Below are 15,761 nucleotides of genomic sequence, written 5' to 3' on the forward strand. Positions count from 1 at the left end.
ATTGACAGTGGGCTTGCGCAATGGCACTGACGCTGCACAGCACTAATCACTCATCACTAATCACTCATCACTAACTCAGTATAAACTAAATTTAAAATACCACTTATGAAATATTACAGCACTAACCGTCAGGCTCCTGTTGCTACTCTTGAAGAAGCTGTAGTGAAGGGCTTGGCTGCCGATAAAGGGCTCTTTATGCCCGAAATGATTAAACCACTGCCTCAGGAGTTTTATGACACCATTGATACGCTTACTTTTCAGGAGATAGCCTATCGCGTAGCCGATGCTTTCTTTGGAGAAGACGTTCCGGCAGATACGTTGAAACAGATTGTCTATGATACATTGAACTTTGATGTGCCGTTGGTGCATGTGAAAGATAATATCTATTCACTCGAATTGTTCCACGGTCCTACGCTTGCCTTTAAAGATGTAGGTGGCCGCTTCATGGCACGTTTGCTGGGTTACTTTATCCGTAAAGAGGGTAAAAAGCAGGTGAATGTACTTGTGGCTACTTCCGGTGATACCGGTAGTGCGGTTGCCAATGGCTTCCTCGGAGTAGACGGTATTCATGTCTATGTGCTTTATCCCAAAGGGAAAGTCAGTGAAATACAGGAAAAGCAGTTCACTACCTTAGGACAGAATATTACCGCTCTCGAAGTGGATGGTACTTTTGATGATTGCCAGGCGCTTGTGAAGTCTGCCTTTATGGATAAGGAACTGAATGAACATATGCAACTGACCAGTGCCAACTCTATTAATGTGGCCCGCTTTCTGCCTCAGGCGTTCTATTATTTCTATGCCTATGCACAATTGAAGAAAGCTGGGAAAGCGGATAATGCCGTGATCTGTGTGCCCAGTGGTAACTTTGGTAATATCACAGCCGGACTCTTTGGCAAAAAGATGGGGTTACCCGTGAAACGCTTTATCGCTGCTAATAATAAGAATGATATTTTCTATCAGTATCTGCAAACGGGTAAGTATAATCCGCGTCCATCCGTTGCCACTATTGCAAATGCCATGGATGTGGGCGATCCGAGTAACTTTGCCCGTGTGCTCGATCTTTATGGTGGTTCGCATGCTGCTATTTCGGCTGAGATAACCGGTACAACCTATACCGATGAACAAATCCGTGAAACGGTAAAGAAAACGTATGAAGATACTCATTACCTGCTTGATCCGCATGGAGCCTGTGGTTATCGTGCCCTTGAAGAGGGGTTGAAGCCCGGAGAAACCGGTGTGTTTCTTGAAACAGCACATCCGGCTAAGTTCCTGGATACAGTAGAAGGAATTGTTGGAGATAAAGTAGAGATTCCTGCTAAGCTGCAAGCCTTCATGAAAGGTGAGAAGAAGAGTTTGCCGATGACAAAGGAGTTTGTTGATTTCAAGAATTACCTGCTTGCTCTTTAAAAACAAAGATGCCGGATGCCTGAAAAGTACCTGAGTGAGACTCAAGGAAAGCCTTCAATAAAGTTATATTGTTTTACATTAGATACTCCCCCGGAGTCGCGTGCCTTGCTCGGCTCCGGGGAAGAGGGGGCTCGGCTCCGGGGAGGAACCCCTTTGGCATCGAGGAGAAAATTGTTCTGCTTGTATATTGATAATCAGTATGTTATAGGTTTTCTTTTTAGCACTTCGGATAGTACGCAGGAAGTAATATTACACAACGACCTGCAATCATCGCTCGTCTTACTTCCCCGTGCGGGAAGCACTCAGAAGTTTATAAATACAAGGTATTTTCCTGTTGCATGAATACAAAATTCATATTCGGTGGTTTCATTCAAGGTACCTTGCCACCAATTACTGAAATCGCTTAGCGGATAGGCTAATCCTTCTCCCTGTAATCCCGTTGCTCCGAAGTTGAAAATAGAAACCTGTTGTCCCGGTTGTGAAGTGAATACCTGTGTGTTACAAGCGGGGATAAAGATACCATGATCTGTTATCATTTGCACCTGAAGCCCTTCCTGCATGTAGTCTATTAACAGGCTGATGTTACCCAATGTGTGATCTTCACGTTTGCCTGTAGCTCCTACAATGACGATCTGCCGTTTTCCTTGTGCCTGCAAAAAATGGATGGCTTTGGTCTGATCATTTGTTTCCTGATCGTTCACACGGTGGAAGATTCCGGCAAACCGTTCCCGATTCTCGGGAGAGAGCGAATCTCCGTCTCCGATAATAGCATCCGGACGAAAGCCCCGGCGAATATACTCGTTGGCAGCGCCGTCGCAGCAAACTACGTATGGAGCTTGTGATAATACATTCAGTGGATATGGATGTGAAGGATAATCACCATTACCGAGAATAACTGCTTCTGTTGTCATATTCATTTGTAAATAAGAGAGATGTAAAACGCATTCCGTACTTTTTTCTGCCGGAGTTACGGTTTAGGCATCATTTGTTTCCATTTGAGGAAGCCAAAGATAGCGATTATTGAATAAAGTCCGTAGAGTCCGGAGGTGAAATACAAATCTTTGTAGATATAAAGGCCGCAGCATACCACGTCTACCAGTATCCATGCCCACCACTGTTCTACATATTTACGGGCAAGCATCCACATACCGATGATACTCAGTGCAGTAGTAAATGAGTCGAGCCAGGGAACATTACTGTCGGTAAAGTTAATCAGTATCAGGGCGATACCTATGAAGGTGATAATGAATACAGACATCAGAGCAGGAAGATACTTTAACGGAATATACGTGATGGGTAACTCTGCTTTTTCGTGCGCCTTATTGCCGTACTTCCATACCAGCCAGCCATAAACCGCTGCGAGAAGATAATAGATATTGATACCAAAATCGGCGTATAGTCCGGCTCTGTAATACACAAAAATATAGATGGCAGGCATTATGATACCTGCTATCCACAGATAAATACTTGCCCGGTATTCTAACCAAAGATAGAGCAACCCAATGAGGGTACCAATGATTTCAAGGTAGTTCATGGTTGTACTTGGTTTATTTAAAATCTAATTGCTATGTGCGCCAGTACATTGGTTCCTGCCATCGGATAAAAACGTGGGTCGTAGGAGAGAACAGCTTTTTGATTCTTATCTCCTCCTTCATAAACAGCGGCATTCTGCGAGTATCCGTTGGTTTCGTACTTCGTGTTAAAGAGGTTATAGATAGTGGCACCGACAGTGATTTGTTTCACAGAAGGCAGTTTGAAACTGTAAGCTAAACTAAGATGACTCACAAAAGATGGATCGAGTGAGTTCTCCTCTAAACCGAAATTGTCGAGATACTGACGGCTGACGTATTGTGATTGCAAGGATGCATCGAAACCTTTATAATTAAAACCGATCAGGCTGTTTCCCATAAACGAAGGAGAAAAAGAAATGGGAGTATTCCCCGCATAAATAGCTGTTTGGGTGTAAAGTTCATCCCAGTTGTCATCATAGTCACTCACATAACCGGTGTAATTCTTAATGCGGTTTTTACTCCATGTCCCGTTGATATCCCAGCGTAGCCAGTCGGTGATACGGGCGCCTAAAGAGAGCTCTACTCCCATGCGGTAGCTGTCTTTGACATTTTCTGCCATTGCCTCACCGATATCGTTTACTTTTCCATTTAGTACCAGTTGGTCGGTATAGTCCATATAATACAGGTTCACTCCGGCAGTGAACCAACTGTTGCGGAAAGTATATCCTAATTCATAATCTAACATTTTTTCCGGACGGGGAAGTTTTTCGAATAGTCCGTCGGTATAGTTATTACGTGTAGGCTCTTTCTGGGCTACAGCAAAAGAAGCGTAAGCGCTGTGGTATGGGTTGAATTGCCAGAATAAGCCGGCTTTAGGATTGAAGAAACTGAAGTGCTCGTTTACGTTCAGGCGTTGGAGATGTCCGGGTTCTGCAGTCCAATCCCATTTATCATTGTCTCCCGTTATCTTGTAATTGATGTAGCGATATTGCAGGTCAGCATAAGCATGCAATCCTCCGGCTATTTGATAATTGGCTTTGACATAGATGTTTCCGTCTGTCTTACTACCATTGTTGCGATAGTATTCATGATCCGGATTCAGCGCTTCAGTATAATTCTTTACCCAGATCACTTTGCCATAATGATCGTTGCTATAACGATTCAAGCCTCCACCCAGAGAGGCATTTAACTTCTCGTTTTTATAATCAACAGAAAATACGCCGCCGCCAAAGCCGCTGTCTACGAGCTTTTGGCGTACCAGATTGGTCTTCGTTTGCGCTTCTGTGTTTCCGGGGAGGTAGAATGGTTTTAGTCCGTACTCTTCCAGTGTACGTCCGTTCTTATACTCCTGGTAATATCCGAAACCATCTGTGTAATGCAGGGCAATGTTCAGATTCCATTCGGAAGAAAACAGGTGATTGAATATTAACTGATAGTTCGTCTGATTATAATTATCCGTCTGGTCGTCATAAAATCCTATGGTGTTTCCTTTGTTCAGGTTGTCGTCTTTGATGGCTCCGTTTGGGTTATAGGTACGGTCAGTCTCCAATTGTTTCCGGCTGATACCGTCCCAGGCATGATAGGTTTTCTCTTTGCCGCCAAAAGTGATAAACTTCAGGGTCGTATTTTCACCGTAATATCCTCCTTGCAGGAAGTACGACTTCAAATCTGATGTGGCACGGTCGCGATATCCGTCACTCTGTATATTCGATACGCGTGCATCAAAGGCCCAATGATTGCCTATCAACCCGGAACCTACGCTAACCGTCTCCTTATGCGTATTGAATGATCCGTAAGAACCGGAAACCTCAGCGTATGCTTTGGAAGGAATGCCTGCTGTACGCAGATTGATACTTGCGCCAAATGCTCCGGCACCATTAGTCGACGTACCTGCTCCACGCTGGATTTGCATATCTTCGAGTGAAGAAGCCAGGTCGGGAGTATTCACCCAAAAGATGGAATGGCTCTCTGCATCGTTCATTGGAATGCCGTTGGCTGTAATATTGATACGCGTGGCGTCTGTACCGCGCACACGAATACTGGTATAGCCTACTCCGCTTCCGGCATCCGAGGTGGTAAGTACCGATGGGGTGGTCGTTAACAGAAAAGGCAGGTCAAGTCCGAAGTTCTGTTTTCGGATCTCCTTTTTAGAAATATTGCTGTATGCCACCGGAGTTTTAGAAGTGGCACGGGTGGATACTATCTGCACCTCTTGCAGGTTGACTACTCTCAAACTATCTTTGGCGCTTGTTTGTGCAAAGATGTTGATGCTGGCTGCCATTAGAAAGGCAACAGCTGATAGATTCTTTTTCATTGTGTAATTTATTCGTTCTCTACGCCGGCATTACCCGGTTCAGGTTCTATGGGTATGTTCTCAGCCCGTCATGTTAAGGCACCCCTGTATTGTGAAATCGTTGGCAAAATTAGCGCTTTCGGATGAGGAAAGCAAAAAAAACTTTTATATTTACTTAAAACAAAGTAACTTTGTAACTTGTTATGATTGAATTAACAGACTCAAATTATTTACTCAAAACAAAAAACTAATTATGCTATTATTACAAATTACTCAGGCTGTAACTGATTCTCTGCAGGTTGCCGCCGACAATCTGGACCAGGCTATTGCTAATGCTGAAGGTCTTGACAAAATATCTCTTATAACCCAACAACTTATAGACGCAGGTGTACGTGCCGGTGGAAGTATCCTGAAAGCGGTGCTTGTTTTTATCGTAGGACGCTTCCTTGTATCGATGCTGAACAAATTGGCTGCCCGGATGATGGACAAGCGGCATGTAGATGTGAGCATCAAGACATTTGTCAAGAGTCTTGTAAATATTTTGTTGACGATACTTTTGATTATTTCAGTCGTTGGTGCATTGGGTGTGGAGACTACCTCATTTGCAGCGTTACTGGCCTCTGCCGGTGTGGCTATTGGTATGGCATTATCCGGTAATCTTCAGAACTTTGCAGGGGGACTGGTGATTTTATTGTTTAAACCCTATAAGGTAGGTGACTGGATTGAGAGTCAGAACTTCTCGGGTACAGTAAGAGAAATACAGATATTCCATACCATTCTGACTACGGGAGATAATAAATTGGTTTACGTACCGAATGGTGCGTTGAGCAGTGGTGTAGTGACGAATTATAATACGCAGGAAACCCGTCGTGTGGAGTGGGTCGTTGGTGTGGATTATGGTGAAGATTATGATAAAGTAGACCGTGTGGTACGTGAAGTACTGGCTGCCGATAATCGTATACTGGATACTCCGGAGCCTTTTATAGCTCTTCATGCACTGGATGCAAGCAGTGTCAATATTGTGATCCGTGTATGGGTGAAAACCTCTGATTATTGGGGCGTTTACTTTGATATCAATAAGGCTATTTACAATACCTTCAATGAAAAGGGTATCAATTTTCCATTCCCGCAACTTACTGTACATCAGGGGAACTAAATAGATAGTGAACGATAAATCATGGACGGTGAACAACTGTGGATAACACAGTTTGTTCACCGTTTATTGTTTTATAACATGTGTGGGCGCACACAAAATGTAATATCTTGATTATAGGTGAATTGGAATTAATTATTATATTTGCAGCCTATCCGTCTTGCAGGCGGTCAAACTCTTATATAATAAATATGAAAAAATTACTTCTTTTAGTATGCATTGCTTGGACTGGGCAGTGCGTTTCAGTTGTTTCTGCACAGTCGTCCTCCAAATCAATCTATAAAAAAGGATGGATTGATTTTAATAAAAATGGTGTGAAAGATATCTTTGAAGACCCTTCGCAACCTGTTGAGAAGCGAGTAAAGGATTTACTTTCACAGATGACGATAGAAGAGAAAAGTTGTCAGCTTGCTACACTCTATGGCTTTGGGCGTGTTCTGAAAGACTCTTTGCCTACTCCTGCCTGGAAAGAAGCTATCTGGAAAGATGGTATTGCGAATATCGATGAACAACTCAACGGGGTAGGTAGAGGTGCCAAACGGGTACCTCATCTTATTGTTCCTTTTTCCAATCATGTAAAGGCTATCAATGAAACTCAGCGTTGGTTTATTGAAGAGACCCGTTTGGGCATTCCTGTCGATTTCTCTAATGAGGGTATTCATGGACTTAATCATACAAAAGCAACACCGCTTCCGGCTCCGATAGCGATTGGAAGTACCTGGAATACAGAACTGGTACGTGAAGCGGGAGAAATTGTGGGTAAAGAAGCTCGCGTATTAGGATATACCAATGTATATGCGCCTATTCTTGATGTGGTGCGTGATCCGAGATGGGGGCGTACACTGGAATGTTATGGAGAAGATCCTTATCTTATTGGCGAACTGGGTGTGCAAATGGTAGATGGCATTCAGTCACAGGGAGTGGCAGCTACTCTGAAGCACTTTGCTGTATACAGTAGTCCTAAAGGTGGCCGGGATGGAAACTGCCGGACCGATCCTCATGTTACTCCCCGTGAGTTGCACGAAATTTATCTGTATCCTTTTAAACATGTGATACAACAATCGCATCCGATGGGGGTGATGAGTAGTTATAATGATTGGAATGGAGAGCCGGTGACTTCAAGTTACTATTTCCTGACAAAGTTATTGCGTGAAGAATATGGCTTTGACGGATACGTGGTGAGCGATAGCCAGGCAGTGGAATTTGTGCATACCAAGCATCAGGTAGCCGAAGATTATGACGAAGCTGTACGACAGGTGTTGGAAGCGGGATTGAATGTGCGTACTCATTTTACACCTCCGGCTGATTTCATCTTGCCTATTCGTCGTTTGCTGGCAGAAAACAAGATATCAATGGCAACGATTGACAAGCGTGTAAGTGAAGTGTTGGCAGTGAAGTTTCGTCTGGGGTTGTTTGATGCTCCTTACCGGGATAATCCGAAAGAGGCGGATGAAGTGGCAGGTGCAGACAAGCATTCGGAATTTGTAAAGGAGATGCAACGTCAGTCTTTGGTCTTACTTAAAAACGATGGACAACTGTTACCATTAAATAAGAAAGAGATAAAGAAAGTATTGGTTACCGGGCCATTAGCAGATGAAGATAACTTTATGATTAGCCGCTATGGTCCGAATGGTTTGCCAACGATTACTGTACTTCAGGGTATCAAAGACTATTTAAAAAGAGATGTGGAAGTTGTTTACTCAAAGGGGTGTAATATCATAGATAAAGAATGGCCTGCCAGTGAAGTATTGCCGGCAGTACTTACAGCAGAGGAAGTGGCGGATATGGATAAGGCTGTTTCAGAGGCACAGTCTGCCGACGTGATCATTGCCGTGATGGGTGAAGACGAATACCGGGTAGGAGAGAGCCGCTCTCGTACCTCTCTTGAGTTACCTGGGCGCCAACGTGAACTTTTGCAAGCACTGCATGCCACAGGGAAACCGGTAGTACTGGTACTTATCAATGGTCAGCCACTTACTATCAATTGGGAAGATCAGAATTTGCCGGCTATTCTTGAGGCCTGGTTCCCGAGTTTCCAGGGTGGGAAGATTATTGCAGAAACGCTGTTTGGTGATTATAATCCGGGAGGTAAACTGACCGTTACTTTTCCAAAATCAGTAGGGCAGATTGAATTAAACTTCCCGTTTAAGAAAGGATCACATGGTACTCAACCTTCATCCGGCCCCAATGGTAGCGGAAGTACACGGGTACTGGGGGCTTTGTATCCTTTCGGTTATGGACTTAGCTATACAACTTTTGCTTATAGTAATCTTGAAGTGACAGCTCCTGCCAAAGGGACACAAGGTGAAGTACAGATCTCTTTTGATATTACCAACACAGGAAAATATGCAGGAGAGGAAGTGGCGCAGCTTTATGTACGTGATTTGGTTAGTAGTGTAGTGACTTATGATTCGCGTTTGCGTGGTTTCCAACGCGTTTTATTGCAACCCAATGAAACGAAACGTATGCATTTCACCCTGAAACCCGCAGATTTGGAACTACTTGATCGGAATATGGAATGGACAGTTGAACCGGGTACATTTGAAGTACGCGTGGGAGCCAGTTCGGAGGATATTCGTCTTAAAAAGAAGTTTACGCTCATCGAGTAATAAAAACGGATGGTATAGGATATGAAAAAACAGCGTCATGAAGATTATGGCAATCTTCATGACGCTGTTTTTTTATTGAGTGTATAAAGTTTTTTAAAGACTCTTTTTCTTTATATGTACTGATATTTTTTATTAAGTTAGCATACTCCAAATTCTTCTTCTATCTCTTCGGCTGTATCTGTGATATCCAGGAGATGGTTCATCTTTTTCCGTTTATCCAGGTCTGTAAAATAGGTTTCCACTACTTTGTACAAGTCGAAACAAGAAGTTGACCCTGCTGCCATGTCGAGAGATTCTACCATCTTTTCTACAGCCTGATGGATTTTTGCCTTATCAATCAGGTGCAGCTCGTTACTGTGAATTAGATATTTTTCCATAACCGCAATGTTTTTAATGTTTATATTGTTATAACATACCAGCAATGAAGAAAGTTCAGTTCATCGGGGGTAATGTATCACTGGGCAATTGGGTTGATTCATCGGTTTTATATGCGCGACTCTCACCGTTTATTGCGAGGAAAATCAGTGTTTAAACAAAGTTATTAACAGGGTAATCTCTTGATTATCCGAATCTTCTATCGGTTATTCATACTTTATGAACAATAGTAATGAGTAATGTTGTGAATAACCAGGATAAGCTGTTAATAAAGTTGTTTAAATGGCTGTTATTATACCTTCTTTCAAACGTCTGTTTTTTGTATATCTCAAATACCAGATGCATATCAGTAAGGATACAACTGTTGATATAGGTGGTGCAAATCCCATAATATATAATGAGGAACTGTCTATTTGACTGAACCAGTATGAGAGTGGGATGCGAAACAGGAAAGTGGCTATTAAACTATGAATCATAGGGAATATTGAGTTTCCTTGTCCGCTGAAATAAGAATTGATGCAGAACACGAAACTAACGATGACACAGTCGAGACTATATCCCTTCAGATACTCAGCGGCCATTGCTACTACCATAGGGTCTTTGGTGAAAAATACCGTAAGTGTTTCTGGCAGGAATTGCGAATATAGGCAAACTGTTACTCCGAAGATAAGGGCGAACCCTATTCCGGAGAGAAGACATTGATTCATTCTCTGTACAAGTCCGGCTCCATAATTTTGTGCTGTCATCGTTGCTACTGCAGATGATATGGCCATTGGAGGTAACATCGCGAATACGATGATTTTTTCGACAACACCCAGAGATGCTGATGCGATAACCCCCATTTGGTTTACGATAACGGTAATTAATAGAAATGAGGTATTGATGAGGGCATCCTGCAATGCAATGGGAGCCCCCAATGTCAGAACTCTCTTCGATAAACTTCTGTTTAGCCGGATATCACGTCGTGTAAACTCAAAATGAAACCCTTTTCGGTAAAGGAACCAAAGTGCGGTGGCAAAACTGACTCCTTGTGCCGTTACGGTGGCAATGGCTGCTCCAGTAGCTCCAAGATGGAAATATCCGACTAATATAAAGTCGAGAACAATATTGATAACACACGCCAATGCTACGAAATAAAGTGGAGTTTTTGAATCGCCTAAACCACGTAGGATACCACATACAACGTTGTATCCCACAATAAACAGAATACCGGTTGAGCAGACCAGAATATAACTTTTTGTATCAGACATTGCTTCGGATGGAGTATGCATCCATTCGGCTATCTGACTGTGGTAAAGTGTCATTGTCAGGGTTAGTACAACCCCGATAATTGAGAACAACCACACGGATGATCCGATTGTGGAAGCTACCTGCCGGTTGTCTTTTGAGCCGGTCGCTATAGCGATCAGTACGGTAGTGCCTGTTGTAATGCCGAGGATAATTCCCGTAATGGTTTGCATTACCTGACTGCCGATAGCTACGGCTGCCACACTTGCCGAGTCGTCATATTGACCCACAACAAAAAGATCGGCCCCTCCATAGAGTGCCTGTAATATATTCGCTATTAGAAAAGGTACTGCAAATTGTAATAGTACTTTAGGTACGTTGCCTTGTGTCAGATTTAACTCTTTCATCAAACGTTTTCTTTTTTATGTATAATTCTTTTGTACCAGACCATAATTTCTTCCCGGGTGCGTATCCATCTATTATGTGTCCACAACCAGTATGATGGAGCTTTATGTATGGATTGTTCTAGTTTGCTCATAAATAAGTCGGTTACTTCGTAGTCAGCATATTGCTGTATATCGTCTATCATACGACTAATTTTGCATCGGTAATATCCCCTTTTGATGCGCTCCATCTCTGCATAAAAGATGAGTGCGTCCACATGTTTTCCTATTTGTTCGGCACCGGTAACCACTGGGGTTTCCCACTGGAAGAAGTTACTCCAATGGAATTTCCCACTCCATAGTGGTGCCTGATCGGATACAAAAGCGATTATTGCTTTCCGGGAATTTTCTTTTAATTCAATGATTCGTTGGACAGTCTCTTTTATCGTGATACTTTTTCCACCGAATCGATTCCGCAGTTTAAAGAGTATTTTATCAAACACCTTGTTCTTCAAAGGATAATAGATATATCCGTTGACTATCTGTGAGTTTTGCTTATGTACTTTGGTTGCGAGCAGTGATAACCATTCCCAGTTACCATAATGGCTCATATAGAGAAAAGCAAAATTCTTGTTTTCATTTTTTAGTCCATTTAGCATTTCAGGGAGTCCTTCAAAGAGCATGCGTTTACTTATTTCTTTCTCTGAGATGGAGCATAGCTTGATAGTCTCAACAAACTGATCGCATAGAAAGGAATAGAATTCTTTTTCTATGGTAAGAATTTCATGCTTTTCCTTATGAGGAAAAGATATATGAAGGTTATTGCGAACGATTTTTCTCTTGTATTTAATAAGATGATAGAGTAGAACGTAAAGAATGTCGGATATCCGATATAAAACCCAGTAAGGAAGTATGGATATCGTATAGCAGATTAGATAGGTCGTTGAGTACAAGATATTCATAATTCTATATATTTAGATGGTTATACATAAAGTTGTGTGGAACAGAATACAGTGTTTTCATCACCACTGTTTGGATAAATACAAAACCTGGTTTCGCTAACTTTGTCTTTTTACTACTTACTATTTCCATATCTTTCAATATTTAATTTTCACTCTGGTTCGTTCTTTGATAAAGAAAGTGCCGGATAAAATGAATGATTTTTCTACCATTCATCTTATCCGGCACTATCGTTGTACATAATGCCCTCCGATGAGGAATTATATGTTTATTCTTGTTTTGCGGTGCAAAGTTGGGCATTGTTTCTGTGACAACCAAATTCCGAAGCACCTTTTTTAGTCTTTTTTAGTGATTACACTTCTACTACTATACTCTGTATCTTGTTTAATGTAGGATACGGAGTATAACAGCACTTGTAAACGACAGAGAAAATTCTCACTTAAACGTACTGCATTTCACCGGGTTTTAAAAGGTCTCTGTGACTGCCAATGAAAAGAAATCCAGAGAGCCACTTACAGAACCGTCTCTTAACCAGGCAATATTACTTCCACGGAATTCAGTGTCAGGTAATTCGGGAATCTCAGAAAGCATATCCTATTGAGTCATACATACTTTACGTAATATTCTGTCCGAGGTTACCGACAAACCGTGTGTAATACGTAGTCTTAAATCTTTAGGTGTTTAGCATTTGATAAAAATTCAACTTCAATTTCTTCTTCTTTTGAAAGAAGGATTGTGTCAATTTCTAACGGTGTAAACTCAGACAGCCTTTCAATCAATTTGTGCCGATAGTGAATAGCGTCTTGTAAGCTGATAAATTTTTTGTCATAGATTATTGCAATATCAATATCAGAAGGATTCTCTGAGTATAAAACCGATCCAAAAAGGTAATGGTCAAAGTGTTTTTGAGGGGGAATACTTAATTTAATCATCTTTCCTTTTGTGTATAATCAATAAAAGCATTGCCACTATAATGGATAGCTCCAAAGAACTCTCTATAGTTAAATAAACCTACATTCATTGATTTGGCCAATTTTTTGGCTTCATTTGAGTACCGATTATAAAATCCAATTAGGACAATACAATCTATATCATGCAAATTAGAGCTGATTTCAAGTATATCAGCTTCGCCTGCAATGTAGATATCAGCTACTAAAACCTTAATATCTGGTTTATTGTCGGTTCTGTTTATTAGATACATGTTGTTTCCTAAATCAGTAATACATCTTACTGCTGAATGCCCATTCATACCATTCTTAAAAAAGGTTTTACTTGATGGAGCGACTTTTTCTATGTTTTTTTCTCTCATTGAAATATATTTTCAAAGTCAATTGGAAAGGTCGGAACTGTAGAATTTACATCTCCGGAAATTTTATTGTACTCAAAACCTGCTCTATGCAATTTAAATTCTATAAATAAACCGAATTCATTATCCCTTAAAAGTTCTTGATTCTGTTCAACTGTTGACTCTATTTTTCTATTATTGGGTAATAACTTTTGTATCGATAGCTTTTCCCACATAAATTCGGTTTCCATCGGCTTCGTTTTCGCATTTTCAGAGTAAGGACCATATTTATCAAATATTGCCTTATTCTCTGCAAATAATAGTCTTAGGTATTTCGCTGCTTCTTTTCGTGAATCAAATTTGGGTGCATGAAAAAGATTTTTGATACTTTCCACATGGTTCTTTTTCCATTGTTTTATAGTATCATTAGGGAATAGCTGTGGGTTTTTGTCAATAGTTGTATGGCAAGTTGGACATAGCAGTATTATATTTTCAAATTCATCTCGCTGACTTATGGGTAAATTATTTTTGCCCCTTGGTCCATTTTCCCTTTGTCCTATAATGTGTGCAAGCTCTTCTATATTTGTTATTTCTCCACTTTCAAAAAATGGGAATAAGTCTGCATGACAATCTGGCTTGCCACAGTAGCCTCCTGAAGAGGCCCATAACTTTCTTTTAACTTCTGTACTTATACTCATATTAAGAAATATGCATAATTTCGAGATTGATGCAATAAGTTATCCAAAGTATATAATATACAGTAAGAATAACATAACACTAATATTCGCAAAAGTAGCAATTATTTGTAAAACAGTCTAATTTAGTTCTATATATCTGTCTTTCTTCTTTTATCGGAGATTTATTGTTCTTGTATGTTGAGTTGGCCGGGGATTCTTCTGTTCTTCATAGCATTGTAGTATTTAAAAGATATGGTACAGTTCCTGTTGGTAGCCGAATGGCTTTTTAAATCGTTGTTCTGTCTGTTGGAACAGAATCTTATGGTGACATATTTGTTCTTTAGAACAATGTAGCTTGTTGGTTTCAGATACTATAAATACTTTACGCATGAATTATGTTCGCAGTTACATACGGTTTGGAGATTTTTCGATTAAATTTTAGTCCCACGATTTATCCACCGATAATATACTTGAAACGGCTATTTTTGCTATCTGCCAAAAAAAAAGAAATCCCTAATAATGTCTAATTATCAGGGATTTACTTGGTTTTTCTTGTTGTTTCAGTGATCCGCCTGGGGCTCGAACCCAGGACCCCAACATTAAAAGTGTTGTGCTCTACCTGCTGAGCTAGCGAATCAATCCTTGTTGCAAATCAGTTATTTCCTGATTGCGGGTGCAAAGGTAGTGACTTTTTTTATATTTGCAAGCAAAAACTATAAAAAAGTTTGTACTATTTTTCAATTTCTTCTTCACGTTGCTGATCCTCAGTATATTCCAGATTTGATTCACTTATTCTTTCTCTGTTAATAATGAAACGTTGATAATAAGAGAGCATCAATGTTGTTAGTGGGAGTGCTATAATCATACCTAACATTCCCATCAATGATCCCCAAATAGAAAGTGAGAGTAGAATAATGGCAGGATTTAATCCAGTTATCTTTCCCATAATTTTGGGAACAATAAATGTATCCTGGATAATTTGAACAACTATAAATACAGCTGAGGCCGAAGCAATGATTATCCAGAAATTCTGTCCGGTATCGGCCGCTTTAAGAATGGCTAACATGATCGTAGGCAGGAAACCAATAATCTGAAGATAGGGGACCATGTTTAAAGCACCGATAAATAACCCTAATCCGATAGCCATTGGAAAATCTATAATGAGAAAACCGATACTGAATAATATACCTACACAGAGAGCCACGAGGGCTTGCCCACGGAAATAAGTATTCATACCATTCTGGACATCTTTAATGAGGTTGGTAGTGAAAGTACGATATTTAGCAGGTAGTAAGTGTATCCAGCCTTCGGCAATAGACTCGTAATCCAATAAGATGAACACTACATATAATAGGATGATAAAAGACGCCAGAATACTAAATAAGAAGTTTATAGATTCAGATAACAGCATCCAAAGCTTAGGCACTGTACTCTTTACAGCGTTGACTATATTTTCTTCGCTGAGAATACGGCTCAAGGCATTCATGTCTATATTTTCCTGAATAAAATCGGCAAGGCTTTTCGGCACATTTGAATTGTCGGCTATACCATGGGTGAAGTACATGACCAAAAGATCTTTCACTTTTCCAAATTCTTCTAACAGTGGAGGTACCAGAAAGTAAAAAGCGGTAACTCCAACTACTGTAATGGAGAATAATGCACAAAAGATAGAAAGTACCCGGCTTTTTAAACGTAACCTGTATTGGAAAAGTTTGACTAACGGATAAATCAAATAAGCAATGAGCCATGCCAGAAAGAAAGGTAACAATACTCCGCTCAGCCTTTCAACCAGCATTAATACTCCAACAATAAGAATACAACAGATTGAACCACGTATAAAGCTGTCGAATGTTATTTTCTTCCTTTCCATATTTATTGATT

General features: G+C 40.7%; 14 protein-coding genes, 1 tRNA gene and 1 riboswitch. Of the genes, 3 read left to right on the plus strand and 12 right to left on the minus strand.

Annotation, left to right across the window (positions count from 1 at the left end; all coding sequences use genetic code 11):
- Nucleotides 1-105: 105 nt before the first annotated feature.
- A complete protein-coding gene (thrC, locus tag K8P02_RS21665) occupies nt 106-1,407 on the plus strand; it encodes a threonine synthase (protein ID WP_025867970.1) in 1,302 nt (433 codons plus the stop codon).
- 302 nt (nt 1,408-1,709) lie between these two features.
- Here thrC and K8P02_RS21670 read toward each other — a convergent pair whose 3' ends face one another.
- From K8P02_RS21670 to K8P02_RS21680, 3 genes are all read right to left on the minus strand, one after another.
- Nucleotides 1,710-2,318, minus strand: coding sequence for a thiamine diphosphokinase (locus K8P02_RS21670; protein WP_002559178.1), 609 nt, complete (start codon nt 2,316-2,318; stop codon nt 1,710-1,712).
- A gap of 56 nt (nt 2,319-2,374) precedes the next feature.
- Nucleotides 2,375-2,941, minus strand: coding sequence for a nicotinamide riboside transporter PnuC (gene pnuC, locus K8P02_RS21675; protein ID WP_025867971.1), 567 nt, complete (start codon nt 2,939-2,941; stop codon nt 2,375-2,377).
- A 17-nt stretch (nt 2,942-2,958) separates the two neighbouring features.
- Nucleotides 2,959-5,232: a TonB-dependent receptor gene (locus K8P02_RS21680; protein WP_025867972.1), complete on the minus strand. Its 2,274-nt coding sequence runs from the start codon at nt 5,230-5,232 to the stop codon at nt 2,959-2,961.
- A riboswitch (TPP riboswitch) is annotated at nt 5,230-5,328 on the minus strand. It overlaps the preceding gene by 3 nt.
- A gap of 136 nt (nt 5,329-5,464) precedes the next feature.
- On the opposite strand from K8P02_RS21680, the gene K8P02_RS21685 reads away from it, so the two are divergent.
- Both K8P02_RS21685 and K8P02_RS21690 read left to right on the plus strand, forming a co-directional pair.
- Nucleotides 5,465-6,367, plus strand: a complete 903-nt coding sequence (locus tag K8P02_RS21685) for a mechanosensitive ion channel family protein (RefSeq protein ID WP_007483879.1) — start codon at nt 5,465-5,467, stop codon at nt 6,365-6,367.
- A 188-nt stretch (nt 6,368-6,555) separates the two neighbouring features.
- Nucleotides 6,556-8,973, plus strand: coding sequence for a glycoside hydrolase family 3 N-terminal domain-containing protein (locus tag K8P02_RS21690; protein WP_223381820.1), 2,418 nt, complete (start codon nt 6,556-6,558; stop codon nt 8,971-8,973).
- Nucleotides 8,974-9,110: 137 nt separating this feature from the next.
- On the opposite strand, the gene K8P02_RS21695 is transcribed toward K8P02_RS21690, so the two are convergent.
- The 9 genes from K8P02_RS21695 to K8P02_RS21730 form a co-directional block, all read right to left on the minus strand.
- Nucleotides 9,111-9,350 carry a hypothetical protein gene (locus tag K8P02_RS21695; RefSeq protein ID WP_025867974.1) on the minus strand — a complete coding sequence of 80 codons (240 nt, stop codon included), beginning with the start codon at nt 9,348-9,350 and terminating at the stop codon, nt 9,111-9,113.
- A 276-nt stretch (nt 9,351-9,626) separates the two neighbouring features.
- Nucleotides 9,627-10,982 (minus strand): MATE family efflux transporter, encoded by a 1,356-nt coding sequence (locus K8P02_RS21700; protein WP_025867975.1) that lies wholly within the window; start codon nt 10,980-10,982, stop codon nt 9,627-9,629.
- Nucleotides 10,982-11,920: a lysophospholipid acyltransferase family protein gene (locus K8P02_RS21705; RefSeq protein ID WP_025867976.1), complete on the minus strand. Its 939-nt coding sequence runs from the start codon at nt 11,918-11,920 to the stop codon at nt 10,982-10,984. Before K8P02_RS21705 ends, K8P02_RS21700 begins: the two co-directional genes overlap by 1 nt.
- 463 nt (nt 11,921-12,383) lie before the next feature.
- Nucleotides 12,384-12,509, minus strand: a complete 126-nt coding sequence (locus tag K8P02_RS21820; RefSeq protein WP_255346502.1) for a hypothetical protein — start codon at nt 12,507-12,509, stop codon at nt 12,384-12,386.
- 74 nt (nt 12,510-12,583) lie between these two features.
- Entirely contained in the window at nt 12,584-12,850 is a 267-nt protein-coding gene (locus tag K8P02_RS21710; RefSeq protein ID WP_002559187.1) for a nucleotidyltransferase domain-containing protein, read from the minus strand.
- Nucleotides 12,847-13,227, minus strand: coding sequence for a hypothetical protein (locus K8P02_RS21715; RefSeq protein WP_007483884.1), 381 nt, complete (start codon nt 13,225-13,227; stop codon nt 12,847-12,849). The genes K8P02_RS21710 and K8P02_RS21715 overlap by 4 nt, the downstream gene beginning before the upstream one ends.
- On the minus strand, nt 13,224-13,901 hold the full coding sequence (locus K8P02_RS21720) for an HNH endonuclease (RefSeq protein ID WP_007483885.1): 678 nt from the start codon (nt 13,899-13,901) through the stop codon (nt 13,224-13,226). The genes K8P02_RS21715 and K8P02_RS21720 overlap by 4 nt, the downstream gene beginning before the upstream one ends.
- A gap of 543 nt (nt 13,902-14,444) precedes the next feature.
- Nucleotides 14,445-14,517 (minus strand) — tRNA-Lys (locus tag K8P02_RS21725).
- Nucleotides 14,518-14,610: 93 nt separating this feature from the next.
- Complete coding sequence (locus K8P02_RS21730; protein WP_025867977.1) at nt 14,611-15,750, minus strand: AI-2E family transporter; 1,140 nt, start codon at nt 15,748-15,750, stop codon at nt 14,611-14,613.
- Nucleotides 15,751-15,761 lie beyond the last annotated feature (11 nt).

The sequence above is a fragment of the Bacteroides nordii genome, from assembly GCF_019930665.1.
Taxonomy (GTDB): Bacteria; Bacteroidota; Bacteroidia; order Bacteroidales; family Bacteroidaceae; genus Bacteroides; species Bacteroides nordii.